19 protein-coding genes are annotated in these 24,235 nt (G+C 62.5%); 5 read left to right on the top strand and 14 right to left on the bottom strand.

What is annotated here, in order from left to right; genetic code table 11:
• Window positions 1-36: 36 nt before the first annotated feature.
• The 8 genes from HV823_RS08925 to HV823_RS08890 form a co-directional block, all read right to left on the bottom strand.
• Window positions 37-2,457, bottom strand: coding sequence for an aerobic carbon-monoxide dehydrogenase large subunit (locus HV823_RS08925; protein WP_176949360.1), 2,421 nt, complete (start codon window positions 2,455-2,457; stop codon window positions 37-39).
• Window positions 2,454-2,945: a (2Fe-2S)-binding protein gene (locus HV823_RS08920; RefSeq protein ID WP_176949359.1), complete on the bottom strand. Its 492-nt coding sequence runs from the start codon at window positions 2,943-2,945 to the stop codon at window positions 2,454-2,456. The genes HV823_RS08925 and HV823_RS08920 overlap by 4 nt, the downstream gene beginning before the upstream one ends.
• Before the next feature lie 11 nt (window positions 2,946-2,956).
• Entirely contained in the window at window positions 2,957-3,811 is an 855-nt protein-coding gene (locus tag HV823_RS08915; RefSeq protein ID WP_176949358.1) for an FAD binding domain-containing protein, read from the bottom strand.
• Between the two features lie 165 nt (window positions 3,812-3,976).
• A complete protein-coding gene (locus HV823_RS08910; protein ID WP_176949357.1) occupies window positions 3,977-5,122 on the bottom strand; it encodes an MHYT domain-containing protein in 1,146 nt (381 codons plus the stop codon).
• Between the two features lie 200 nt (window positions 5,123-5,322).
• On the bottom strand, window positions 5,323-7,554 hold the full coding sequence (locus HV823_RS08905; RefSeq protein ID WP_176949356.1) for a sugar transferase: 2,232 nt from the start codon (window positions 7,552-7,554) through the stop codon (window positions 5,323-5,325).
• Complete coding sequence (locus HV823_RS08900; protein WP_176949355.1) at window positions 7,551-8,474, bottom strand: glycosyltransferase; 924 nt, start codon at window positions 8,472-8,474, stop codon at window positions 7,551-7,553. The genes HV823_RS08905 and HV823_RS08900 overlap by 4 nt, the downstream gene beginning before the upstream one ends.
• 305 nt (window positions 8,475-8,779) lie before the next feature.
• A complete protein-coding gene (locus tag HV823_RS08895; RefSeq protein WP_176949354.1) occupies window positions 8,780-9,595 on the bottom strand; it encodes a methyltransferase domain-containing protein in 816 nt (271 codons plus the stop codon).
• Between the two features lie 138 nt (window positions 9,596-9,733).
• Entirely contained in the window at window positions 9,734-10,807 is a 1,074-nt protein-coding gene (locus tag HV823_RS08890) for a glycoside hydrolase family protein (RefSeq protein ID WP_176949353.1), read from the bottom strand.
• A gap of 177 nt (window positions 10,808-10,984) precedes the next feature.
• Between HV823_RS08890 and HV823_RS08885 the strand changes: the two genes are divergently transcribed.
• The 3 genes from HV823_RS08885 to rfbG are packed head-to-tail and all read left to right on the top strand — an operon-like array spanning window position 10,985 to window position 13,850.
• Window positions 10,985-11,797 carry a sugar phosphate nucleotidyltransferase gene (locus HV823_RS08885; RefSeq protein ID WP_176949352.1) on the top strand — a complete coding sequence of 271 codons (813 nt, stop codon included), beginning with the start codon at window positions 10,985-10,987 and terminating at the stop codon, window positions 11,795-11,797.
• Window positions 11,794-12,723: an NAD-dependent epimerase/dehydratase family protein gene (locus tag HV823_RS08880; RefSeq protein WP_176949351.1), complete on the top strand. Its 930-nt coding sequence runs from the start codon at window positions 11,794-11,796 to the stop codon at window positions 12,721-12,723. Before HV823_RS08885 ends, HV823_RS08880 begins: the two co-directional genes overlap by 4 nt.
• Before the next feature lie 2 nt (window positions 12,724-12,725).
• Window positions 12,726-13,850 (top strand): CDP-glucose 4,6-dehydratase, encoded by a 1,125-nt coding sequence (gene rfbG / locus HV823_RS08875; protein WP_176949350.1) that lies wholly within the window; start codon window positions 12,726-12,728, stop codon window positions 13,848-13,850.
• Here the strand turns inward: rfbG and HV823_RS08870 are convergent.
• From HV823_RS08870 to HV823_RS08860, 3 genes are read right to left on the bottom strand one after another with little or no spacing between them, the layout of a single operon-like run.
• On the bottom strand, window positions 13,834-14,463 hold the full coding sequence (locus HV823_RS08870) for a cellulose synthase operon protein YhjQ/BcsQ (RefSeq protein ID WP_176949349.1): 630 nt from the start codon (window positions 14,461-14,463) through the stop codon (window positions 13,834-13,836). The genes rfbG and HV823_RS08870 overlap by 17 nt on opposite strands.
• Window positions 14,460-16,115: a GumC family protein gene (locus HV823_RS08865; RefSeq protein ID WP_176949348.1), complete on the bottom strand. Its 1,656-nt coding sequence runs from the start codon at window positions 16,113-16,115 to the stop codon at window positions 14,460-14,462. Before HV823_RS08865 ends, HV823_RS08870 begins: the two co-directional genes overlap by 4 nt.
• On the bottom strand, window positions 16,112-17,236 hold the full coding sequence (locus HV823_RS08860) for a hypothetical protein (RefSeq protein WP_176949347.1): 1,125 nt from the start codon (window positions 17,234-17,236) through the stop codon (window positions 16,112-16,114). The genes HV823_RS08865 and HV823_RS08860 overlap by 4 nt, the downstream gene beginning before the upstream one ends.
• Before the next feature lie 641 nt (window positions 17,237-17,877).
• Between HV823_RS08860 and HV823_RS27200 the strand changes: the two genes are divergently transcribed.
• On the top strand, window positions 17,878-19,383 hold the full coding sequence (locus tag HV823_RS27200; protein WP_176949346.1) for an O-antigen ligase family protein: 1,506 nt from the start codon (window positions 17,878-17,880) through the stop codon (window positions 19,381-19,383).
• The gene (locus HV823_RS08850; RefSeq protein WP_176949345.1) at window positions 19,380-20,573 is read left to right on the top strand and encodes a glycosyltransferase family 4 protein; all 1,194 of its coding nucleotides are present in this window, start codon (window positions 19,380-19,382) and stop codon (window positions 20,571-20,573) included. The genes HV823_RS27200 and HV823_RS08850 overlap by 4 nt, the downstream gene beginning before the upstream one ends.
• Window positions 20,574-20,785: 212 nt before the next feature.
• Here HV823_RS08850 and HV823_RS08845 read toward each other — a convergent pair whose 3' ends face one another.
• The 3 genes from HV823_RS08845 to HV823_RS08835 are packed head-to-tail and all read right to left on the bottom strand — an operon-like array spanning window position 20,786 to window position 24,175.
• On the bottom strand, window positions 20,786-21,907 hold the full coding sequence (locus HV823_RS08845; RefSeq protein ID WP_176949344.1) for a glycosyltransferase family 4 protein: 1,122 nt from the start codon (window positions 21,905-21,907) through the stop codon (window positions 20,786-20,788).
• Between the two features lie 4 nt (window positions 21,908-21,911).
• A complete protein-coding gene (locus HV823_RS08840; RefSeq protein ID WP_176949343.1) occupies window positions 21,912-23,189 on the bottom strand; it encodes a lipopolysaccharide biosynthesis protein in 1,278 nt (425 codons plus the stop codon).
• Window positions 23,186-24,175 carry a glycosyltransferase family 2 protein gene (locus HV823_RS08835; protein ID WP_176949342.1) on the bottom strand — a complete coding sequence of 330 codons (990 nt, stop codon included), beginning with the start codon at window positions 24,173-24,175 and terminating at the stop codon, window positions 23,186-23,188. Before HV823_RS08835 ends, HV823_RS08840 begins: the two co-directional genes overlap by 4 nt.
• Between the last annotated feature and the right edge of the window lie 60 nt (window positions 24,176-24,235).

The raw sequence follows: 24,235 nt of genomic DNA, 5'->3' as shown, positions 1-24,235 counted from the left end.
CGGGCCGGCCTCGTACCGACCCGCCCTCCCGCGTCCTCAGCCGTGCAGGCCGAGTTCGTGCGCCGTCCTCCAGATCCGCCAGTGATCATGGGGCATGTGCGTCTGCGTCAGCCCGAAGGACCGGAACGCGTCGTGCACCGCATTGGAGAAGGCCGGCACCGATCCGACATTCGGGCTCTCGCCCACGCCCTTTGCGCCGATCGGGTGATGCGGCGAAGGCGTGACGGTGAAGTCGGTCGTGTAGTGCGGTGTCTCCCAGGCGGTCGGCAGGAAGAAGTCCATCAGCGTGGCGTTCTTCACATTGCCCATGTCGTCGTACGCCATCTCCTGGCCCATCGCGATGGCATAGCCCTCGGTCGCGCCGCCGTGCACCTGGCCCTCGATGATCATCGGGTTGATGCGGGTGCCGCAGTCGTCCAGCGCGTAGAACTGCCGGACCTCATGCTCGCCGGTATCGACGTCGATCTCCATCACGCAGATATAGGCGCCGAAGGGATAGGTCATGTTCGGCGGGTCGTAGTAGCTCACAGCCTCCAGGCCCGGCTCGATGCCCGGGATGGCCTGGTTGTAGGCGGCAAACGCGATTTCCTTCATGGTCTTGAAGCGCTCGGGCGCGCCCTTGACCGCGAAGCGGTCGACGTCCCACTCGACGTCGTCGTCATGGACCTCCAGCAGGTAGGCGGCGATCATCTGCGCCTTGGCGCGAATCTTCCGGCCGGCCATGGCGGTCGCAGCTCCTGCGACAGGGGTCGAGCGCGAGCCGTAGGTGCCGAGGCCGTAGGGCGCCGTATCCGTGTCACCCTCCTCCACCGTGATATCGTCGGCGGGAATCCCGATTTCGGAGGCGAGTATCTGGGCAAAAGTGGTCGCATGGCCCTGGCCCTGGCTGATCGTGCCGAGCCTTGCGATCGCCGACCCCGTCGGATGGATGCGGATCTCACAACTGTCGAACATGCCGAGCCCGAGGATGTCGCAGTTCTTGACCGGGCCTGCGCCGACGATTTCGGTAAAGTGCGTGAGCCCGATACCGATCAGCCTGCGGGTCTTGCCCGCCTTGAAATCTTCGAGCCTTTGGGCCTGCTCCTTGCGAAGCCCTTCGTAGTCGACGGCCTTCAGGGCCTTGTCCCAGGCGGTGTGATAGTCGCCGGAATCATATTCCCAGCCGAGCGCCGAGTGATAGGGGAACTGGTCCTTGCGGATGAAGTTCTTCGCCCTGAGTTCGGCAGCGTCCATGCCGAGTTTGATCGCCAGCACCTCGATCATCCGCTCGATGAAATAGGCCGCTTCCGTCACCCGGAACGAGCAGCGATAGGCGACCCCGCCCGGAGCCTTGTTGGTGTAGACGCCGTCGACGGCCAGATAGGCAACCGGGATGTCGTAGGAGCCGGTGCAGATATTGAAGAAGCCGGCCGGGAACTTGGTCGGGTCGGCACAGGCGTCGAAGGCGCCGTGATCTGCTGTCACATGGCACCAGAGACCGGTGATCCTGCCATCCTTCGTGGCTGAAATCCTGCCCTTCATCCAGTAGTCGCGGGCAAAGGCGGTCGCCATCAGGTTTTCCATGCGGTCCTCGACCCACTTCACCGGAACGCCTGTCACGATGGAGGCGACGATGGAGCAGATGTAGCCGGGGTAGACGCCTACCTTGTTGCCGAAGCCGCCGCCGATGTCGGGCGAGATGATACGGATATTATGCTCGGCGATGCCCGAGATTAGCGAGGCAACCGTGCGCACCGCATGCGGCGCCTGGAACGTGCCCCAGACGGTCAGCTTGCCGTTCACCTTGTCCATCGAGGCGACGCAGCCGCAGGTCTCCAGCGGACAGGGATGGGTGCGATGGTAGTAGACCATCTCTTCCGCCACCACGTCGGCAGAGGCGAGCACCTTCTCGGTCGCGTCCCTGTCGCCCTGTTCCCAGGTGAAGATGTGGTTGTGATGCCGGCGCGGCCCGTGCGCACCCTCCGACTTGCCGGCCAGATCCTCGCGCAGCACCGGCGCATCGGGCGCCTCCGCCTTGAACGGATCGACTAGGACGGGAAGCTCCTCGTAATCGACCTCGACCAGTTCCACCGCATCGGCCGCGATATAGCGGTTCTCGGCCACGACGAAGGCAACCTCCTGGCCCTGGAACAGCACCTTGCCGTCGGCGAGCACCATCTGCACGTCGCCGGCTAGCGTCGGCATCCAGTGCAGCTTCAGCGGCGCCAGATCGGCGGCGGTCAAGACCGCGATCACGCCGGGAAGCGCCTTCGCCTTTTCAGCGTCGATCGACTTGATGCGGGCGTGGGCATAGGGGCTGCGAACGAAATCGCCGAACAGCATGCCGGGCAGCTTGATGTCGTCGACATAATTGCCCTTGCCCTGGGTAAAACGCGCATCCTCGACGCGCTTGCGGGCGGTTCCAAGACCCTTCAGGGCCGCCGTGCGCTCGGTTTTCGGGGGTGTCATCTCGTTCATTGTGCCGCCTCCTTGACCGCGTTAAGTTCGGCCGCCGCCGCGAGGATCGCCTTGACGATGTTTTGGTATCCGGTGCAGCGACAGAGATTGCCGGACATGCCGAAACGGACCTCCTCCTCGGTCGGGTCGGGGTTCTCCTGCAGAAGGCGATAGGCGCGCGTGATCATCCCCGGCGTGCAGAAGCCGCATTGCAGGCCGTGGTGCTCCTTGAACATCGTCTGCAGCACGTGCAGCCCGTCCGGGGTGCCGAGGCCTTCGATCGTGGTGACATTGGCGCCGTTCGCCTGGGCGGCAAAGACGGTGCAGGATTTTATCGACCTGCCGTCCATGTCGATGGTGCAGGCACCGCAATGGGTGGTCTCGCAGCCGATATGTGGTCCGGTGATCGAAAGCTCTTCGCGCAGCACGTGGATCAGGAGTTCGCGCGGCTCGGCCAGAAGCTCGACGGGCTTTCCGTTGACCGTCAGCTTGATGTGCATCTTGCTCATGAAAACCTCCTTCAGGCGCGCGACGTGGCGCGTTCGATCGCGCGGCGCAGGATGACGGCGGCTGCATGGCGCTTGAATGCCGCCGGTCCCTTGTTGTCGTCCTGAGGGTTGATCACCGCCTGCATCGCATCGACCGCATTGTCGATGTCGGCCGCCCCGAGCGAGGAACCGACGAGGGCGTCGCCAGCCGCCTCGCACCAGACGGGCGTGTCGGAAAGATTGGTCATCGCGATCGATGCGGCGGAACAGTTGCCACCCGATTTTGCGATGATGACCGCGGCGGCGGCCGTGGCGTAGTCGCCCGTCTTGCGCTTCTGTTTGACATAGGCTTGGCCGCCTACCGGCACCTCGAAGCTCACGGCTGTCAGGATCTCGTCGTCCGCGCGGGCCGTGAAATAGGCGGCCTCGTAGAAATCCCGCGCCTTGACCGTGCGCTCGCCGTCCGGTCCCCGCAGGTGGTAGGTGGCGTCGAGACACTGCATGACGCCAGGCATGTCGTTGCCGGGGTCGCCGTTTGCGACATTGCCGCCGATCGTGCCGACGTAGCGCACCTGAGGATCGGCGATCTGCAGCGCCGCCTCGCGGATGATCGGCGCAGCGCTTCCGAGTGCTGCGCTCCCGATCAGTTCGTGCTGCGTGGTCATCGCGCCGATCGTCACGGTGCCACCATCGATGGCGATGCCCTTCAGCGCGCCGATCTTCTGCAGGTCCACCAGATGCGCAATGTCGGTCATGCGCATCTTCATCAGGGGGATGAGGCTGTGGCCGCCGGCGATTACGCGGGCGCTGTCGCCGAGATCGGCGATCAGTTTCACCGCCGCCTCCACGGTGTCCGGGCGGTGATAGTCAAAGGGTGCCGGTATCATCGATTTCCTCCCAGAAACGAAGCGCGCCGGCAGGCACGCCTCTGAAAAGAAATGATGAACCCCGTTCGGCCTGCCGCAACGTCAATCGCCCTGGCCGCGAACGGTTCTGCACGAAATGCGAAATAGCTGCACGAAACGCGAAGGCGCTCAAGAACAGTCGCGAACCTAGATGCTCAGCGCGTTCCGGACGCGTGGCACGAAGGCACGGCTGACGGGAGCGGACTTGAGGGCGGCGACGCCCTCGAAAAGACATCGGCCGTTGTCTTTGGCTCGCTCAAAGGCTGCGACCTGCTCGATGTTGACGAGATAACTGCGGTGGGTGCGGACGAAATGCAGCGGATCGAGACGCCTCTCGACGGCCGATATGGAGAGCGGACAGAACAGCTTTTCGTCGGCGGTGTAGATGATCGAGTAATGTCCCTCAGCCCGGATCGCGGCGACCTTCGCCGGCTCGATGAAATGGATACGCTTGTCGCGCTCGTAGGGCAGCCGGCTGTTTTCCGGCAGATGACCATCCGCCGCAGCCTTGAAGAATTTGGGAGCGACCGCTGTTGCGGGGACGGCCGGGGGCGACGCAGTCATGGTCGCGGCCGGCACTTTCGCCCCGGTCAGAACGAAGTTGGTCGCCGTCAGCAGGAAGGTGCCGCAGATCACGAAGGCCGACAGCATCACCAGCAGCGCCAGCACGCCGTTGTCGATGATTGGCGCGACGTCGCCGGTGGCTTCGCCAATCCGGAACCCGGTCCAGCCGACGGCGACGAAATGGACGAGCACCACCGACAGCCCGAAGATGACGGCGCCGATGAAGATGCCGCCGGTCGTCCGCCTGGAATAGGAGATCCGCAGCGCCAGGATTCCCATGATCGTCGCGCCGGAGATGGCGAGCACCACGCCCTGCGGCTCGAAGCTCGGCAGGCAACCGCGGATGCCGGACATGCCGACATAGTGCATGGCGACGATGCCATTGCCCAGAATGGCGCCGGCAATCGCGGTGTGAATCCAGGCGCGTCCGGCATAGTGCATGATCAGGAAGGCGATCCCGCACATCAGGACGGCGATCAGCGCCGAGCCGAGCGTGTTGATCGCGTCATAGCTGATCGGCACCGGCAGGTTCATGGCCAGCATGGCGACAAAATGCATCGACCAGATACCGCCGCCCAGCGCCATCGCGGCCATGACGATCATGAATTTCCGCCTGAAGTCGGGCAGCGCACTGATTCCACGCGTCAACGTGAGCCCCGTGAACGAGGCCATGATCGAGACCGCGATGGAAGCGAACACCAGAGCGAGATCGTAGGTAGGTGCCAGCATGAAGCGACTATCGCCTATTTAAGAGACAATGTGCCAGCCAAACTAGCAAGCTTTCCCGATAGCGTCATCTATCGGGCGAATATCTCAGTCCGGTCATTTTCTGCAAACCAGATGTTGCGCCAGACAGTCGGTCGACCCCGGCACGCCCGCAGCCGCGCCGCGAAAGCTTCGAATTAAGCCGCTGTTCCCCACTGACTCCATCAATAGGCACTGGACATGAATGCGCCGCTGATGATGGTCATGATAAGGATCCTGAAATCCATCCAGATCGACCAGTGATCGATGTAGTGATTGTCGTACTTGGCCCGCAGTTTCATCATTTCGCAGGCCTCGCAGATTTCTTCGGGCGTGCCCCGCAGTCCCTTCAGCTGTGAGAGGCCGGTGATGCCTGGTCGGACCCGGTGGCGGTGATGCCAGTTCGGGATCATGTGTTCGAACGGCTTGCCCTTGAAATGAAAGCCTATTGGCAGTGGCCGCGGTCCGACGATCGACATGTCGCAGTTAATCACATTGATCAGTTGAGGTAGTTCGTCCAGCGAGGTCCGCCGCAGGAATGCGCCCACACGTGTGACGCGCGCGTCCCCTCGGGCCGTCAGCCGGTCACCGCGCACGTCTGTCTGGGCCACGTACATCGACCGGAATTTCAGCATCATGAACGGCACCTGGTTGCGTCCCAGGCGCGGCTGGCCGAAGAAGACTGGGCCTGAATCTTCCAGCTTGATCGCCGCGGCAATGACAAGCATGGGGATGAAGAGGATGGCGAGGGCGGTAACGGAAAAGAGCAGGTCGAACCCGCGCTTGAGCCCTTCGCGTGTACGACTGCGCAACTGTGCCTTCAATTGGACGAGGTCGACGGAGTTGTCTTCGCCGACCTGGGCGTGCCACATCGGAATATCGAACATCGACAGGTCATGCACCAGTTGGAGCGCGTTCGCACCGCTTGTCCTGCCAGTCACAAGAAGGAGATGATCGATCGCCTCGGATCGGATCGCATCGGCAATTCTGTTGCGAACGCTCGTCATGTCCGTCCCGCCCATCGGAATGATGATGGAGACGATCTGGAGCCCGATCGGCAATTCGGGCGCCTTGGGGGGGGCAGTCGTTGCCCGGTCGACGACCAGACCGATCCGCGCGCCTTCCGACGAAATCAGCCTGGCGAAAACGAGGGCGGTCGCCGCGTTGAACAGAACTGCGACGCCGACCAGGATCATGAGAAACAATTCATGCTTGCGATCGGTCAGATTGCCGGATGCGACGACGAACAAGGCCACCGGGCAAGAGGCAAGGATGCTCGATTCGACGACACCGATGACGCGGGCATGGGCATCCCCCAACCGCGTCGGATCGAATTCCTTCAGCATGAATTCGGCGATGACGATGCAGACGATATAGCTGGCAGCGATCAGCCATGTCACATGGTCCATCGCGCCGGCCGCCATGCCGCCTGCAACGACCAGGCTCCATGCCAATGCCGACGCGATGACGGTGCTGCCCGCGACGGCGGCCAGGAAGGCCAGTTGCACAAGCGGACGCATCGAAGACGGTGACACGACGAGCGCCAGCGGATTGGCCGCTGCTTCCGGCACACCGCCTGCCATCGCCGCACGTCTACTCGGCGTTCCTGCATCGCCAGGCATGCGGGGACTGGTGAGAAACCCGTTCGATTTCCATAAGTACCGCGCTAGGCTGTTGACGTGGTACTTGCGATGGCTTCCGGTCGCCGATTCCGAACTCGTGCGCAGATGGTGGTGGACGAACTCGAGGTCAGGATAGACGAAGGTGGACAGGCCCGCCTTCCGCAGCCGGAAGCACAGGTTCACGTCCTCGTAGTACATGTAGAAGCCCTCATCGAAGCCACCGAAGGCTTCGAACACCGACTTGCGGATGAGCATGAAGGAACCATAGACCCAGTCGACCTTCGTGGGGCCGTCGAGGGGAACGCCCTCCAGCAGGCTCCGGCGATAGAATGCCGGCCGTCGCTGCCAATCGTCGGCTCCGAAGCCCCGCAAGACGGCGATCCACATCGATGGAAAGGAGCGGAAGTTGCGCTGATCGGTGAGATCGACATTGAGAAGGCGCGCGGCCACGACGCCGATCGCTATGTCATCCTCAAGGAATCGTACGGCATCGGCAACACGGCCGGCATGATACTTCGTGTCGGGATTGAGGATAAGCAGGACGCGCCCGTCCGCAATGCGCGCAGCCTTGTTGACGTTTGCACCGAAACCCATCCGTTCGGCGTTCTGCACGACCGTCATTTCCGGCCGGCTTCCCCCGACCTTTGTCAGGAAGTCGGGCTCGTTCAGATTGTCGACCAGAACAACCTCGTAGGTCAGGCCGGCCATTCCTGCGTCGATCGAAGACAGGCAATCGTGCACCAGTGCGCCGTGGCCATGGCTGATGATCAGTATCGATACGTCGACAGCCGTCATCGCATGAACTCGCTTATGATCTCGATCTTTTGCTCGATACGGCGCGACCAGTCGTGGGCCAGCATCGCCTCATGGCGACCGGCCGGGCTCATCGTCGCGTCGGCAAGCACGTATTCGCAGGCGGCGACGAAGGCGTCCGGCGTATTCGCGATGGCGACAAGGCCGGAAAAGCGCCTGGCGACGGGGACGTCGCGACCGACGACGGGCAGTCCGGCGGAGAGATATTCGTAGCACTTCAGCGCATCGCCGTTGCGCGTGATGTCGTTGAGGGGAAACGGCATGATGCCGACGTCCATACCCTTCATGAAGCCTGGCAGGTCGGCATAGGCCTGCGGACCGAGGACATGGATGTTGGGCACGTCGTTGAACACCGAGCGGTCGAAGCCGAACCAGACATAGCCGACGAGCACGATCGACCATGCCGGACGCAGCCTTGCCATGGCGACGAGTAGCGGGACGTCGATCTTCCACGGATCGAGGCCGCCGACATAGCCGATCACCGGCTTCGGCAACTGGGCGATCGATCCCGGCACGGGCGTGGCCGGGTTCAGGGCGGAGCCAAAGAAACCGACGTCGGCGGCGCAGTTGACCTCAAACGTCGCGGGATTGCTTTTTCGGCGAGGTGCGCACAGCTCCTCGGTAACGGCAAAGACGAGGTCCGATGCGCGGCAGGTTTCCGCATCCAGCTGGCGCACCGTCCGTCTCTGCGCATCTGTGCTGGCAAGGGCTGCGTCGTCGTCGCCGTTTTCATAGATCTTGAGTTCGGCCGGAAAGGCCTCCAGCAGCGCCCCGGAATTGTACATGAAGGTCCAGAGGCAGATCTTGCGAAAGCCGAGCCGCCGAGCCTCACGTCTTGCGAGAACCGCGAGCAGGCGCCCGCTGAGATGAGCGGCGACAGGGGTTCGCGACTGGCCGGGCATTGCGAAGGGTCTCGGCCGATATGCCCAGATTCCGTCCGCCACAGGCCGCAAGCCCCATTCCCCACCAACCCCACGGCTTTGGATGCGCGCCATCCGAAAAACCGATGAAACGGATTCGAACGGCTCAACCACCAGCACCCTGTGACCGCGCTCGGCCAGGCCGAGGATGGTATAGTCGGGATTGGACTTCACGACCCCCCAATTCGATGTCGCGATGCAAACGATATCGAGCGGTGTGCCGTCGGCAGCACATATTACGCAAGCCCGGCCGCTTTTCCGACCGCATTCTGTTTCGGCATCCGGGATCAGCATTCCGGCACGCTCCCGCGATCCATCGTGACGATACCGTAGTAGCTCAACGGGCCGAGCGCGGGTGCACGCGCGATCAGGTGATCCAGTCCCGTCATGAGGCCAATGCCCCAGCGATTGTCCAGGAACGGTAGATACCCACCCATCCGCAGAAATACGACCTGGGGAAAGGACGTCCCTACATGGCCGGGGAAACTGGCCTGCAGTTTCGCAAGCCGCGCACGGTCGAGGGGATATTCGTCGTCGCTGGATTCCTTCTGTATGCTCAGCCGCCCCGGAAGCGTCGCGCGTGCGAGCATGAGAAGCGGGTTGAGACCCATCGTCTCGATGAAAGCGGCCTTGCCGCCCGGCTTGAGAACGCGCCCGACGGTTTGTGCTGCATTTTCCAGGTCCAGATGATGGAGGACAAATCCTCCGCAGACAGCGTCGAAGCTCTCATCTTCGAAGGTCAGGCTCTTGCAGTCCATTACGGTGAAGGTGGTTCGATCGGAAACGCCGGATGTCTCGGCGCGCCGGATGCTGTAACCGATGGAGCGCGGCGAGATGTCGACCCCCTCCACGACCGCACCACGATGCGCGAGCGCGACCGACAAAAATCCCTTGCCGCATCCCAGGTCCAGGATGCGCATCCCGGGCTTCGGATCGATGTGGGCGAAAACCGCTTCCACGAACCGGTCGAGATCAAGGTCCTTGAACCATGGAACAGCCGGATCGCAAAGATCGTTGGCTAAAATCCGCAACGCTTGCTCGTCGGCAGCCGATCGCTCGACCACCTGGTCCCAGAAGTCAGCTTCGCGATCCGGTATAGTCACTTGCGCCTCCGACGTGGCCTCGGACTCGAAAATGCCAATAGCTAATGCGGCGATGCACTTCGGTTCACCCTGACGGCGAAGGGCGTCTCTGTTGCCCGGCTATTTCCCAGCCAAACGGCCGCGCAACTCTGAACCGGCTTAGTGTCCACTGGAGGACAGGGCTTCGTTGAGCGAGCCGTCGGCCTGGCCGATCGAGAGAGCTTCCCTCTTGTTGGCAGCCAGATACCAGAGCCTGAGGCGCCCGTCCTCAACTAAGGCAGCAGGCGCGAGAACCTGATGCTCGTCGGGAGCGCCTGACGGCCCCGGCTTGACGATTGGACCGGAACCAAATTTCCACGGCCCCTCCGGTGAACTACCCGTCGCAACGCCGATCTCCCGTTCTTCTCCGTTCAGCCCGGTATAGAACAGGAGGTACTCGCCGGCTTCCCGTTTGACGAGATAGGGTTCAGCAATGCCGTCCTTGCGCCAGTCGTCGAACTGGCCCGGACCCGCAATCGGCTTTTCCCCTTTCGTCCAATTAACGCCATCCGTTGACGTTGCGCTGAGCAAGTATACCCCGCCGGCACCTATGGCGGAAAAGTCAGTATATGAATGGCCAACATACACCATATGGAATATGCCATCATCCAAAAGAACAGTCGGACTATAGATCGCGTCGTTGTCGTACCAACCCTTCGTAGGCGTCATGATCGGGTCGCCCGACAAACGGTCGAAGGCGCCTCCGTCGTTGGAGGTGGCGAGCCACAAAGCGGCCGGGAAGCCGCGGGTTGGATTGCCTTCATCCCGATAACCGGAAAAATAGAGCAACCACCGGTCGTCCTGCCGGACAACTGCAGCAGATTCGACGTTCTCGTCCCACTGGCCGCTCCGCCCGGCCATCACCACACCGTTGACACCGTCGAAAGAACCCGAGGTCTTCCAGTTCTGGCCGTCCGAAGAAGACGCCTTTGCAATCACCGTGCGGCCCTTACCGGTATCGAGGTCGGTATAAAACATGACGTATCCGTCCTTCGTCTTCACGATCGAGGGATCGGAAGCGATCACGCTTCCTCTATAATACCATTCGGATTTCGTCAGGCCTGCGAAGTTCTCTTCGGCCGCCACTTCGTTCTTGAACAGCGGCGCATGGCCTTCAAGCATAGATTGAAGGCCGGCACCTGCGAAGAGGCCGGCGAATGCTATGCCAGTCCAAACAAGAACTTTCTTCAGCATCTCGTATCTCTTTCCGGAGACGAAAAATGCGGAATGCTCGTATTCTGGATCTACTACACGGGGAATAGATATTGTTATAGAGTGCCCCATGCGTCCCGAATGGTCAACATGAGCTAAATTAGCATATCCTGCATCTCTGTACGAACAAAACGACTCCAAGAGCCGGGGAGCCAGCCCGTGAGCGAACGAGAGGTCAGAGATTATCCAGTCGTCATCCTTTGCGGCGGCGAAGGCACCCGCTTCGGACAGGCAACGCAGAACATGCCCAAGCCGCTACTGGAGATCGGTGGTGAGCCGATACTCCTCCACATCATGCGCATCTACGCCCGTCACGGGTTCAAGCGCTTCATTCTGTGCCTCGGCTACCGCGGAGCGATGATCAAGGACTACTTCCTCGGCCGGGACGTTCGCGAGTGCGACCTGCGCCTGGACCTGGAGCACGGGACGCAGACGCTCCTGGGAGGAGCGACACCGCTCGACTGGGACGTGACTTTCGCCGAAACCGGACACAAGACTGAGACGGGTGCCCGTGTCCAACGCGTCTCCCAGTATATCGACACGCCAACCTTCCTGCTGACCTATGGCGACGGACTTGCCGACATCGACCTCGGCAGGCTTCTGGCGTTCCATCGCTCGCACGGGAGGATCGGCACGGTGACCGGCGTGCGGGCACGCTCGCAATTCGGCGAGATGGTGCTGGAAGGTGATACTGTGCGTTCGTTCATCGAGAAGCCCCAGGTCAGCGCCATGATCAACGGCGGCTTCTTTATCTTCGAGCGTCGGTTTCTGGAATACCTGTCGGCGGAAGCCGATTGCATTCTGGAGCAGCAGCCACTTCGCCGGTTAGCGGGCGATGGCGAACTGAAGGTCTTCGAGCATGGCGGCTTCTGGCAGTGCATGGATACGTTCAAGGACTACCGCGCGCTCAATGAAATGTTTGAACGCGGCGGCGCACCCTGGACGAGGATTGCGTCGGGACCAGTACCATGAGCGTGCTCGTCACCGGTGCATCGGGCTTTGTCGGCAGTTGGCTGACGAAGGCTCTTGCCAATGACGGCCATCGCATTGTTGCCCAGATGCGCCGGCCGCCCTCGACACTGTTCAAGAAGCTCGGCCTCGATGCTCAACCTCTCGTCGAGGTCGTCATCGAACACGACATCGCCGAAGTCGCAAGGACGTGCCGGCCGGAAACGCTGTTTCATCTCGCCGGCATGAGCCAGGTAGGCCAAGCGCAGGAAAACCCGCTTCTCGCCTTTGAAACGAATGCCCGACAGACGTGGCAGTTGCTGGAGGCCGTGCGCAACATGCCGACCTCGCCCAGAACCGTGGTGGCCTCCACCGACGCTCTCTACGGCGAAACCGGCAACACCCCGGCGACTGAAGCCCATCCTCTCAATGCGCTCGGACCTTACGAAACCTCGAAGCTGATGGCGGACGTCGCGGCACGCGCCTACGCGCAATTCGGCCTGCCGGTCGTCGTTGCGCGCCTGGGCAACGTCTATGGTTACGGCGACGAAAATCACGCGCGCATCGTTCCCGGCACGCTCGAGGCGATCCGCAACGCCCGCGCCCCGCGCCTTCGTGGTGGTGGCCGCGCGGTTCGCAGCCTTCTTCATATCGACGATTGTATTGCCGCCCTTCGACTGCTGGCGGAACATGCCGCCGAGCCGGGCTTACGGGGCGAAGCGTTTAACGTGTCCGGCGAGCCGGCGATGACCACGCGTGCGATTGCGCGGCTGACGCTCGACGTGTTCGGCAGAGAGGACATCGAACCCGAAATTTCAGACGACGCGCCCGGCGAAACATCGCGGCGGTTCTCCAGTTCCGCCCGCCTAAGGGAAACGCTCGGCTGGCGTCAGAAGATATCGATGAAGGAAGGACTGTTGAGGATCAAGAAGGAGATGGAGGCGGAATAGGCATGGGCCAGACCATCGAGCAGTTGTTTCGCGACCGATCCGTCCTCGTCACCGGACACACGGGCTTCAAGGGCTCCTGGCTTTGTCTCTGGCTGCTGGCGATGCGGGCAAAGGTCACCGGCTTCAGCGACCGCGTTCCGACGGCGCCGGGCGCATTCGAACTGATGGCGCTTGGCGGTGAACTGACCGACGAGCGTGGCGACATCGTGGACGCCGAGGCGGTGCTGTCGGTCATCACCGCCGCCCGGCCAAGCGTCATATTCCATCTCGCCGCGCAGCCAATCGTCCGACAGGGCTTCAAGCAGCCCTACGCGACGTTCGCAGCGAACGTGCTCGGCACGGTGTCGGTGCTGGAAGCCGCGCGTAAGGTTCCGTCCGTACGGGCGGTGGTCGTTGTGACCAGCGACAAGGTCTACCACAACAACGGCGCGGCAAGGCGGTTCCGCGAAACCGACGCACTTGGCGGGCACGAACCCTATGGCGCAAGCAAGGCCGCAGCAGAGATCGTGACAATGGCCTACCAATCCGAGGCGTTTCACGAAGGCGCTCAATCCCCGAACCGGCCGGCGATTGCCGCAGCCCGTGCCGGAAACGTCATCGGTGGAGGCGATTGGGCGGCGGACCGTCTCATTCCGGATCTCGTCCGCGCGATCGCCGACGGGCGCGATCAGGAAATTCGCCAACCGGGCGCGATCAGGCCGTGGCAGCACGTTCTCGAACCCATTGGCGGATACCTCTGCCTCGCCGGCGCTCTGATCGACGCCCCCGCTTCATCCCCTGCGGCGGTAAACTTCGGCCCGAACGAAATGGCGCCGCCGGACGTGGCGCAGATCGCCACCATGTTCCTCGACGCAATGCCGTCGCACCGGACCCGCCTCCTCATCAGGGAGAAGACTGGGGGAGAGGCCACGACGTTGCGGGTGGATTCAGGCCTCGCGCTGAAGGAGCTATCCTGGAGGCCAGGCTGGAACACCCACGAGGCGGTCGCCAGGACGGCCGACTGGTACCGCGCCTGGTTTGAGCGAGGCACCGACATGCGACGCTTCTCGATGGAGCAACTAGAGAGCTACCGGCAATCGAGCCCCGTCCTGGCGCTCCGTGCTTCTGAGCCTATGGGCCCGCACTGAAGGGCCGACGCCCTGCCCGGTTGCGGAGCACCGCGACAGCATGCGCGCGCGCATTCGCGATCTCGGCCAAGCGACTGCTCAGCTGGTCCATCCGTGTCACGTCCGATTCCGTGACGAGAATGACCCCCGGAACGACGGTCATCAACAGGCCCGTATCGGCGGAGCGACCGAGGGCATGGGTGTCCCAGAAAACATAGCGGTAATCCCTGAACGCTGCCGACAGCAATGTCTCAAGCGCGCCGGCGGCCACCAGTTCGCTCATACCGGCACCCGGCTCGCTGCCGGCTGGCAGTATATCGAGATCGCTTCCGACCTGGAGCACCGCATGCGGATAGAGATCCGGCTTTTCCGGAAGCTGCCTCATGCCAGTTCTGTTCGCTGAATTGGCCAAGCGGCTCAAGCCGGATGTTGCCAGATCGGCATCGATCAGGAGGGCCTTGGTGCCGTCGAGCTTTCTGGCGGCACGCGCCAACGCGATTGCCAACGTCGTCGTGCCTTCTCCGCCCATGCAGCCTGTTACGAGAAAGCTGCGCCTGCCCTCGCCTCGTCCCAGATCAGCAAGCAGCCTCGCCGCGTCGTTGACGATCAACTCGGAACGGACGAACGGCGTCATCGACCGGCTCCGCGCTCTCCGATCGCCCGGACAATCGTGCGGCCGTCCACGAGGCCGGCGACATCCTGATCGCTTCTCACCTTTGGTCTCAGTGCATCGAGCAGCAGGATGACGCCGCAGGTGGCAAGCAAGGAAAGACCGGCCGCCAGCATCAGCAGCCGCATCCGGGACGACGCCGGCGTGACGCCAGCCTGAGGCTCTGCGATGACGACAACGTTGGAGATCTGCGCGGCTGCGATCTCCTGCGCGATGCGCGCATCGTCGCTACCCTGCTGGAACCGCTGCTGTGTCAGGCGGAGGCGTTCGACGTCGCGCAGCTTCCGGCTGAGCAACAAGGCCGCTTCCTCGATTGCCTTCAGCTCGTCTTCCGCTTTTGCCAGATCGCGCGAGAGGGAAGCAGCCTTTCGCTCCGTCGAAGCCGATTGGAGAAGGGCATCGGCACGATCCTTGAGAAGAGCCTCGCGTAGCGGATTCGGCACCGTCACCGCCTCGCCCGGGACGCGCGCGGGTTGTCCCGAAAGATAGGCGTCGAGATCCTTGATCTGCTCCGACAATCCTTCGACCTGGGGCGAGCGCGGTCCCGCACGCCGGCTCTCCGATTGGACCTGCAACCTGATATCGAACTGCTTCAGTTCCAGAGCCTCGCGCAACGCGTTCGGTCGTTGGGAGGTGGAGGAGGGTATCCGTTCGGGCAAAGCCGCAAGCTGCCGATCGATCTCTCCGATGCGGGCATTGGCCGCCTCGACGGTCGATCCTGCGTCCTGCAGCGCGCGCGTCAGCTGTTCGCGCCGCTGGACCGCAAGGCTCCTCTGGTCGTCAATCGACCAGGCCGACAGTTTCTGTCGTTCCGCGCTGTAGCTGTCTTCCGCAACCAGCAGCGCCTTGTCCAGCTTTGCAAGCTCGCTTGCAAAGAAGTGCGGAACACGGTCGTCGGTATAGATATCCTCCCGCTTGGCCATATAGGTAGCGATGAAGCGGCGCAGCAGTTCCTCTCCTCCTCGCGGATCGGGATAGGACAACTGCAACTCGATGACGTCTGAACGCGTAACGTGGGAAATCGACAGATAGCGCTGCAGGGCGACGGTGACCATCTCGAGCTTGCTCAACTCTGGCAGGATGCCGATTCTCACGAAAACGCCGCGAACCTGCTCCTTGACATAGTTGACCGTATGCTTGACGAACCGCTTGACCTTCTGGACGAAGGTAACCGCCGGGTCTTCCCCATAGAAGAAATCCTCCCCCAGCCCCTCGACCACCTCTCGGACGATGCCAGGATCCTTCATGATCTGAACCTCGGCAGTGATGTCCTCGATACGCTTGGAGATCGGAATGACCTGCTGCGTCGTCTGCGTCGAGACGGTCGGCGGCGCCGACAGTTCGTTGCCGAAGCGAAGCATCAGTTGCGCGCCCACGTCGTAGCTGGGGTTGATCAATAACAGGTAGACGATGCTGGCCAGCACCGCGATCACCGGCGCAATGGCGATCCATATCCAGTTGTGGGCCAGCGCGGTCAACAGCTTGAGCACATCCGGCGGGGTCCATATGACGCTTGAACGGGCATTGGTGCCCATGCGACCGTCTTCATGTGGCGCCGTCCGGGAACCGTCCGTTTCGGCCCGCCGGCCAATCTCGCTGGCGCGGTACTGGTTCATTGAACCGCTCCCCGCACCTCTGCCAATGTCGGGCATTTAGTGCTGGACCGTCCGACGAAGACAAGATCGCCGGGTTCCAGCCTGGTCAGCGGGTCGGCGGACATCAAGGTCGGCGTGGATGCTCCTGTGTCCCGCAACAGCGTAAGCCGGCAGGAAGATGGTGTCGCCACATCGGCGCTGGGCAATTCCGCCCCCGCCGCCTCGAGCGAGCTCGATATGGTCTTGATCGAGGCCCTCGCATCGAGAATCTCGAACTGGACGCCGGCGACGTCGCCCAGAAGCTCGAGGCGAAGCTGAAGATCGTATGCGGCACTTTCCTCGGAAAGCACGGCCTGGCGCGCCCTCGCCTGGGCCAGCGAGGCAACCGTCTGACCTACCTGTCCCTGTATCTCGACATAGTCGCGGCGAAGCTCGAGAATCCGGCTGGAGGTTATGCTGCCGTCGGCAAAGAGGGGCTCCAGGCGCTTCAGATCGCCTTGGACCAGTTCCAGTTGCGTTCGCAGGGATTGCGACACGGCCTCCTGCGAGCTGATATCCTCGCGATTGATCTGCGCAGATGCGTCGATCCGCCGAAGTGCGATCGCACGATTTTCAAGCCGCGCGGCCAGCGTGCGCCGCTCGGTCGCAAACAGCAGCCCCGCCTCTTTCTCGCCGATCAGTTCCTTCGCCTCCGCGGGCAAATCGACCGCCTGCGAGCGCCGCATCTCGGCGACCAGCCGCTGCTCCTTGACGAGCGCGCGCGCAAGCCTGGCCTTCGCGCTGATCAGGCGCTCCCTACCCTCGTTGATCTGCAGCTCTATCGAGACGTCGTCGTTTGCGCGCCGCCCCTGGCCTGCGAGCGCCAGCGCGTGCGCCACACGCATGCCCGGCGTGAAGGCGATCTCGCCGGGTCGGGAAACGTTGCCGCCGACGATGACCGGCCGCAGCCGATCGATCGTCAGGGAGAAAGCCGTATCGGGAAGCCCGAACTTCCGATCGATGAGCGCACCGACCTCTTTGCGGGCCTGCTCCAGGTCGTGCAGGCCGGTAGCAGTTCCAAGTCCCGGCAGCGACAACTGGCCGCCGCGGCCGATCTCGAAGACGTCGGACAGGTCCGGTTGGCCGAAGACCTTGAGCCTCACGCGATCGCCTTCTCCAATCGGGAGCGGCTCTATATCCTGGGCGATGTCCTGGGCGCGCGACGGCGCATTCGCGAGGACCGCGAACACAAGAAACATATGGCAAAAAACTTGCGACAGACGGCTCACTACGCCTCCTTCAGTCGCCTCAGCGCATTGTCACCCGACCAGGCTTTAATTTCGCCATCACGTGATCTGGATCCCCGTCCCCGAATGCAAAGACTTCGATACGCACAACGGTGCCGCCGCGGTCCGGCCCACCGAAACTCAAGCTTCTGAAATCAACCCTGTCGGCATTCTGCTATCGAATTGGCCCAAACCCGGCCTTTGACGCCTCACCCGGGAGGCTACGATCAAGCCGGGTCATGTCGCCGGTGACGCGTCTTTGCAGATGCGCCTTGCGCCCTGCCGCACGAACTGTCGAACGGATTGCGCTGCAGGTCAAGCCGTCCGGCAAAAACGATCGATCGAATGCACTCTTGACAGAGAGCTTGCAGATCGCGACCAGCGATTTCAACGCTATTCCGTCCACCGAAACGCCATGCGCGCAGTATTCAAATGTTACTTGCAGTAATGTTGGCACTCTTCATATAGTCTTGCCACGAGGACGCCACCGCGCCCGGAGTTGTGAGCGGAGCGCTGATGTGAAACCGCAAGCAATCGGCCTTCGTTCCTGGTCAGCATCATACGCCATCCTTTGCCTCGGCCTCGGGATTGCGGCGATCCTCTCGCTTGGGCCCTTCAAGGGATTGCTTGCCGTACTCGGCCTCATCGGCGTTTTCGTGAGCATTTCACAGCCTCTCGTCGCGCTTGCGGTGCTGATCTTCGCCAATACATCCCTTCAGGTCATCGGCAGCAGCCATATCCTCGGCCTGCCGAGCAGCCTGTCCAAGATCTACGGAGCCATCGCCCTCGGCTCCGTCATCCTCCACATGGTGTTCGCTGGCTGGAGGCTGACCGCATCTGCGATCTACAAGCCGATCTTCCTTTTCCTTGCCCTCGTCGTCGGCTGGGATCTTGCAGTGCGCTATCCCGAAACGGGGATGCTGGAAGGAACGAGCCGGTTGCTTTTGACGATATTGTTGACTGCGCTCTCTGCCACGATCGCGGGCCAGTCGCAGCGGGCTCTCGATGCGACGATAATGATCCTGTCCGCCGCCATGGCCCTCACGGGGATCATCGGCCTGATGGAACACTTCCTGCCTTCGCTCGCAATCGAATCCGATGACCCACGTCTCGCACTCGGCGCGCTCGGCGGCGTGATCGACAGCGAGTCACTCGACGGCGTCATCATCAAGCGCATCACTGGCGGCATCGGCGACGCCAACTGGCTTTCCTATTCGATCGCCATGTCGATGCCGCTCATTCTCTACGCCTGGCAGCGCTGGACAGACTTCTGGACCCGCTCCGTCGTCGCAGCCTTCGGGCTCCTGCAGATGATTGCATTGACATTGAGCTACACACGCACCGGCTTCTTCGGGCTCGGGATCGCGGGCCTGTTCCTGTTTGTCCGTGGCGTAATACCGCTTCGACTCGCGCTTGCCGCTGGAACGACCATGCTGGTGGGGCTTCTGATCTACCTTCCGCCCGGTTTTCTCGACCGAATGTTTTCCCAGAAGTATCTCAGCGAGGGCAGCACGCCGCTGCGAAGCCTGCTCGTTACCCGCGCCGCCGATATCTGGCTCGATAGCCCGGTATTGGGGCATGGATACAAGGCTTTCGGCTTCAAGTTCTACGACGACGTGCGCGAGCATCTGCCAGACGATATCCGTCTTCAGGCCTGGATCGACGATATGGAACTTGCCGTCAACGAAGGACGGGAACTGGTCTCCAATATCGGCGCGCACAACCTCGAACTTGAGATTCTGGTCGAATACGGGGCAGTTGGACTGGTTCTTTTCTCCATGGTTTTCTTCGCAGCGTTCCGCGAGCTCTGGAGAATGGAGAAAACCGGCCCGCCGCGACTGCGCCTGCTCGCCATCACCCTGGAGGCCAGCCTGCTGGCGTTTCTGGTTTGCAGTCTTTTCGGCCATGCAAAATTATTGAAGCTGCTCTGGATTGTCCTGGGCCTGGTCATGGCCGCGCGACGCATCTCCGTCGTCGGCGACAGCCCGGTCCGTAGTCTGCTTGCGCCAAGAAGCGCCAGATGAAAACTCCCTCTGGCACCCGGCATGTGCTCTACGTTCACCCCAACTCCGAGGTCGGCGGCTCCGACATCGCCCTCGCCCGCACGCTGGAAGCCATGCGATCGACCGGCCAACGCAGCTCGGTCATCCTGCCCTGCGACGGCCCGATTGTGGAACGTCTGCGTGCGGCCGGCGCCGAGGTTCATTTCCTGCCGATGCAGCAGCTGCGGACGCTGCCGTCCGTCAGCTATCAACTCGGCTACCTGCTGAAATTCCTTCCGACCGTTATGCGCCTGAAAGGGAAGATCCGTCAGATCGAACCGGATCTGGTCCACTCCAATTCCCTCTACTGCCTCTACGGAGCTTGGGCGGCAAAACTCGCGGGTAAGCCTCACATTTGGCATGTCCGGGAAATGGCTCCGTCCGTTCCGGTCCTGACGCCGCTGTTTGCCGCCATGGTGCGCCGCCTTTCGACGATCATTCTGGCCATGTCTGACCCGTGCGTCGATGCGCTCTACGGCCTCTGGCCGCGACAGGTCGTCGTGATGCCCGACGCGCTGGATGGCGAGGCCTTCCGGAAATCTCTTCAGCCGGGCCATTTGCGAGCCGATCTCGGTGTAGGCGTCGACACACCGATCGTCGGCTTTGCCGCCCGTCTTGACCCATGGAAGGGCTGCCACGTCTTTCTGGACGCCTGCGCACTTGTGGCTGCGCGGCATCCCAAGGCAATCTTCGTCGTCAGCGGTGGCTCGCCGCCAGGCCTCGAAGGGTATGAACGCGAATTGAAGCGCAAGGCCGCCGCGCTCGGCCTTGGCGAGAGGCTACACTTCCTCGGCTGGCGCTACCGGCTGGACAGCATGGTAGACCTGATGGATGGCCTTGACGTCTTCTGCCATACATCCATCACGCCGGAACCCTTCGGGCTGGTCCTGCTAGAAGCCATGTCCGTGGGAACGCCGGTCGTTTCCGTTAAGGCGGGCGGACCTCTTGCGATCGTGGAGGATGGGGTATCCGGCATCCTGCTGCCGCCCGGCGACGCGCCGGCGCTCGCCGAACAGATATCCAGCCTGCTCGAATTTCCGGACCGCGCAACGGCGATCGGTGCTGCCGGGCGCCTGCGGCAGGAACAGGAATATTCCGTGCCGATCTTCGTAAAGCGCCTTTCGGCTATCTATGAACGGGCCCTTCCCCCGGGTAATACCAAGTCTCGATGATAGGGACCGACAGGACCGGCTCGATCGGGTTTTCTGGCTAGGTGAGGTCCGCGGAGCTGTTGCATCGGCCACGGACCTCGACGACGCCAGAAAGCCCGAGAAGCCGGCCGCAGGTGGTTTATGGCTGGCCTCCGGCGTCGTTGCGACGCTTGGCCGATGCGACAGCATCGCCCTGCGCGCCGCGCCTAGCCGGCGACCAGCCATAAGCCATCCTATAGTCCCCTATCATCGAGACTTGGTATAAGCCCCATGGCGCTATCGGTCATCTGACGGGCAAGGGCTGCAGGGGTGTGGTGTGCGAGGAATCGGGCCTTTGCAGCCTGTCCAAGAATTTCGCGCCGGGCAGGATCGTCAAGTAGCACGGCGAGCGCGGCTCGCAGCCCGTCGACATCATCGATCGCAACGACAAGCCCGGCCTCCCCGTCCGGGACGACGCGCGGCATGTCTCCCGCCGCGCTCACGATAAGCGCTTTTGCCCGCGCCATGCCCTCCAGGCAGGTCATCGGCAGGCTGTCCTTGCGCGAGGGAACCACGATGACGTCACTTGCGTCGATCCAGTCTGTCGGCCTTTCGACAAAGCCGGTGAAAGTGACCCGATCGGCGATGGCAAGCGTTGCCGCCATTTGTTTCAGTTCCGCCTCCGTCTCGCCCACGCCGACCAGAACCGCATGCCATCCTGCGTGAGCGGCAAGACTGCCCAGCGCCTTGAGAAATATGTCCTGCCCCTTACCCGGGTGAAGCCGTCCCAGCACGGTGCAGACAACGACATCCGACGGCAGCCCTAGATCTGCGCGCGCCGTGACCGCGGGCACGGCGATGGCCGCTGCGTTCCATGCGATGGAGGAAGACCGCGCACCGGCGCTCCGGACCTCATCCAGCGCAGCATAGGAGCCGACGAGAACGTGGTCCGCCAGCCCCACCAGCCGGCGATCCACGCCCTCGTAGAAGCGATGAACGCCCTTGTGGGTGTGTCCCAGCCAACCATGCATGTGGCAAAGCCATGGTATTCCCAGGATTGGCCGGCTCATGGCGGCAAGAAGGTTGGCACGCATGTCATGGGTATGGATCACACTTATTTTGTGCGCGCGCAGGATCCTTACGAGACGCATTGCGCTGAGCGGTGACAAAGCCAGCCCGCTCCACGGCAGCCAGACAAGCGGCACCGTTCCATTTGCCGTCAGCCTGGCCTCCAGTTCCCGATCGCGCCTGTCAGCCACAAACACCAGCAACGGCTCCGCATCCGGCTGTCGGGCGAGCTCCGGCATCAGCCCCTCCAGCAGAGACTCGATCCCGCCGATCCGGTCATATCGGCTCTTGAGGTGGGCAACCCGCAACTGGCTAGGCCCTCCCCTCGAGAAAACCACCTCGCAACCGATGATAGGCCGCGCCGCAGATCACAACACCCGTCAAAAGCCGCATCACGAAAACGGAGACGGCCGCTCCGGTCGCGCCATATGCGGGTATGAGCAGGAAGCCGGCCGTGCCGACGACGACCGCCTGGAACAGGCAGATCACCAGCGTCGCCCGCGGCTGCATCATAACGACAAAGGAAAGCGCGACCGGCACGACGGCGAACCAGCACATGACGGCGACGAAAAGCAGCTTGAACACCGGGACGGACTGGAGGTAGGCCGGCCCGATAGTCATCCGGATCAAAGGCTCTGCAAACAGGAACACCACTAGACTGGCGACGGCGGACAGGGGCACGGTGAGCCGGCAAACGGAAGACCAGAGCTCCAGCCCGCCGCCATGCTTTGCGAGGTCTGCGACGCGGGGCTGCAGCACGACCATCGCAAAACCCATGACCATCTCCGGCACGAGTAGCAGCGGCATCAAAGCGCCATAGAAACCGGCCTCCGCGGGCCCGCGCAGACTGGTGAGCAGGAAGATGTCCAGCCGCTCCACGACGGCACTGACCATGAGGGCCGGCGCAACCCATCGCACGTAGCGCCACGTCTCAAGGCTTGCCTCTGCGGAGAACGTGCACAGCCTGCGCCGCGCCGCGTCCGACAGCACATAAGACATCAGGCAAACACAAAGCGCCGACAGGAGGTAAGCCGCCAGAAAGCTGGACGCCGTCAAAGCTCCACCTATCAACAGAGCCGTCACGGAGACGATGCGGAAACCCTGCAACGCGCCCTCCAGCAGCAGCAGCCTGTCGAAGCGTTCGCGGGACTGGCAGTCGGCCAGATAGCCGCGATAGACAAACTCGAAGGCCGCCGCGCCACCGGCCAGAACGACGGCCGTGGACCATTCGCGATCATGCAGAAAGATCCTTGCGATCGGCACCGCCAGCAATACGGCGAGCGCAAATACTGCTGCCGCCAATCCGGTGCGAATCTGCTGAGCGGCACGCCATGCCTGGACCGCGCGGTGAGGATCGGCGGCAAGAATAGGCGGCACGCGGCGAACGACATCGAGATCGAGTGGATCGCCGAGCGCGGTCGTCACCATCTTGATCGATGCCAATGCGAAGGTAAGAAGCCCGACCTGGGCAATCCCGTCGGGGAGCGTGCCGAGATGGCGGTATGCGACGGTAATCGCGACGAACCATAGTCCGAGATAGAAGATGCGGATGCCGGACACCACAGCTGTTCGGCCCAGCAGCGTACTCATGAGCGTGCGGGCTCGCTGAAGTGCGCGATGCCTCGACGGCGTCGATGGTTCCGCAGCGCCCTGATGACCACCGGCGGCATCAGCGCCACCCCAAGGCGCAGCCAACTCGCCGGCAGGAACAGAACCCGCGGCTCGGCCCTGACGATCTGCCACGTCTTACGGCCCACGCCTCGCAAACCCGCGCCCATCCGCGTCAGATGCATCGTCTCGAATGCCTGCCGCGCGACCGCGGTGCGGGCCTCGTGCCGCCGCGTGATCAATGGGCTTGCCTCCGGCCAGGCGAACGCGGTCTCAAGACCTGCCATATGGTCGTCAAACATCTTTCCGTCAGCATAGAGCTCGAAGGAAAGGCTGCTTTCGCGAACGCGATAGCGGACGAGCGGTTCATCGATGAACAGGACATCACCCGCCAGGCACAGCTTCAGGAAAAGCCAGCTGTCGGAGATCATCCCCCATTCCTCGTCCATGCCTCCCAGTGCCTTCACCGGCGCCATTCGCGAAAATACACACGAGTAGCAAAACCCCTCGGTGAAGGCCCGGACGAATGCGTCGCCGCCATCCGACGTCGGAGGCCATCGACCCGTGAAATGCCCGATCGGCACGCCATCGTCATCGATCCAGATCGCGCCGCCATGCACCATCTTTGCGGCCGGGTCAGCTTCCAGTCGGGCGACGGCCGCCGCAACGAAGCGCGGTTCCAGAATGTCGTCGGCGCCGAGCACCATGAAGTAGTCACCCCGCGCGGCCTTGATCCCGCGCGTGACGTTGCCGGCAAAGCCTATGTTGTTGTCGAAACGGCGGTAGAACAGCCTTGGATCTGCATAGCGCGCCATCAGTTTCGCCGTGCCGTCGGTCGAGGCATTGTCGAGGACGAGGACCTCGATATCGTCGAAAGTTTGCGCAAGCGCACTATCGACCGCCTCGCCGAGCCATCTGGCCGAGTTGTAGGTCGGGATTACAATTGTCGCGCGCGGACTATTCTGCATGTTACTCTTCCGTCGTTGGCAGGCGCCCGTCAGGGCCACTTTGCCCACCGCCCTTCCAAT

This window comes from Mycoplana rhizolycopersici, assembly GCF_013378445.1.
Classification (GTDB): domain Bacteria; phylum Pseudomonadota; class Alphaproteobacteria; order Rhizobiales; family Rhizobiaceae; genus Mycoplana; species Mycoplana rhizolycopersici.
The sequence above is the reverse complement of the archived record's forward strand: the minus strand, read 5'-3'. Positions and strand labels throughout refer to the sequence as shown.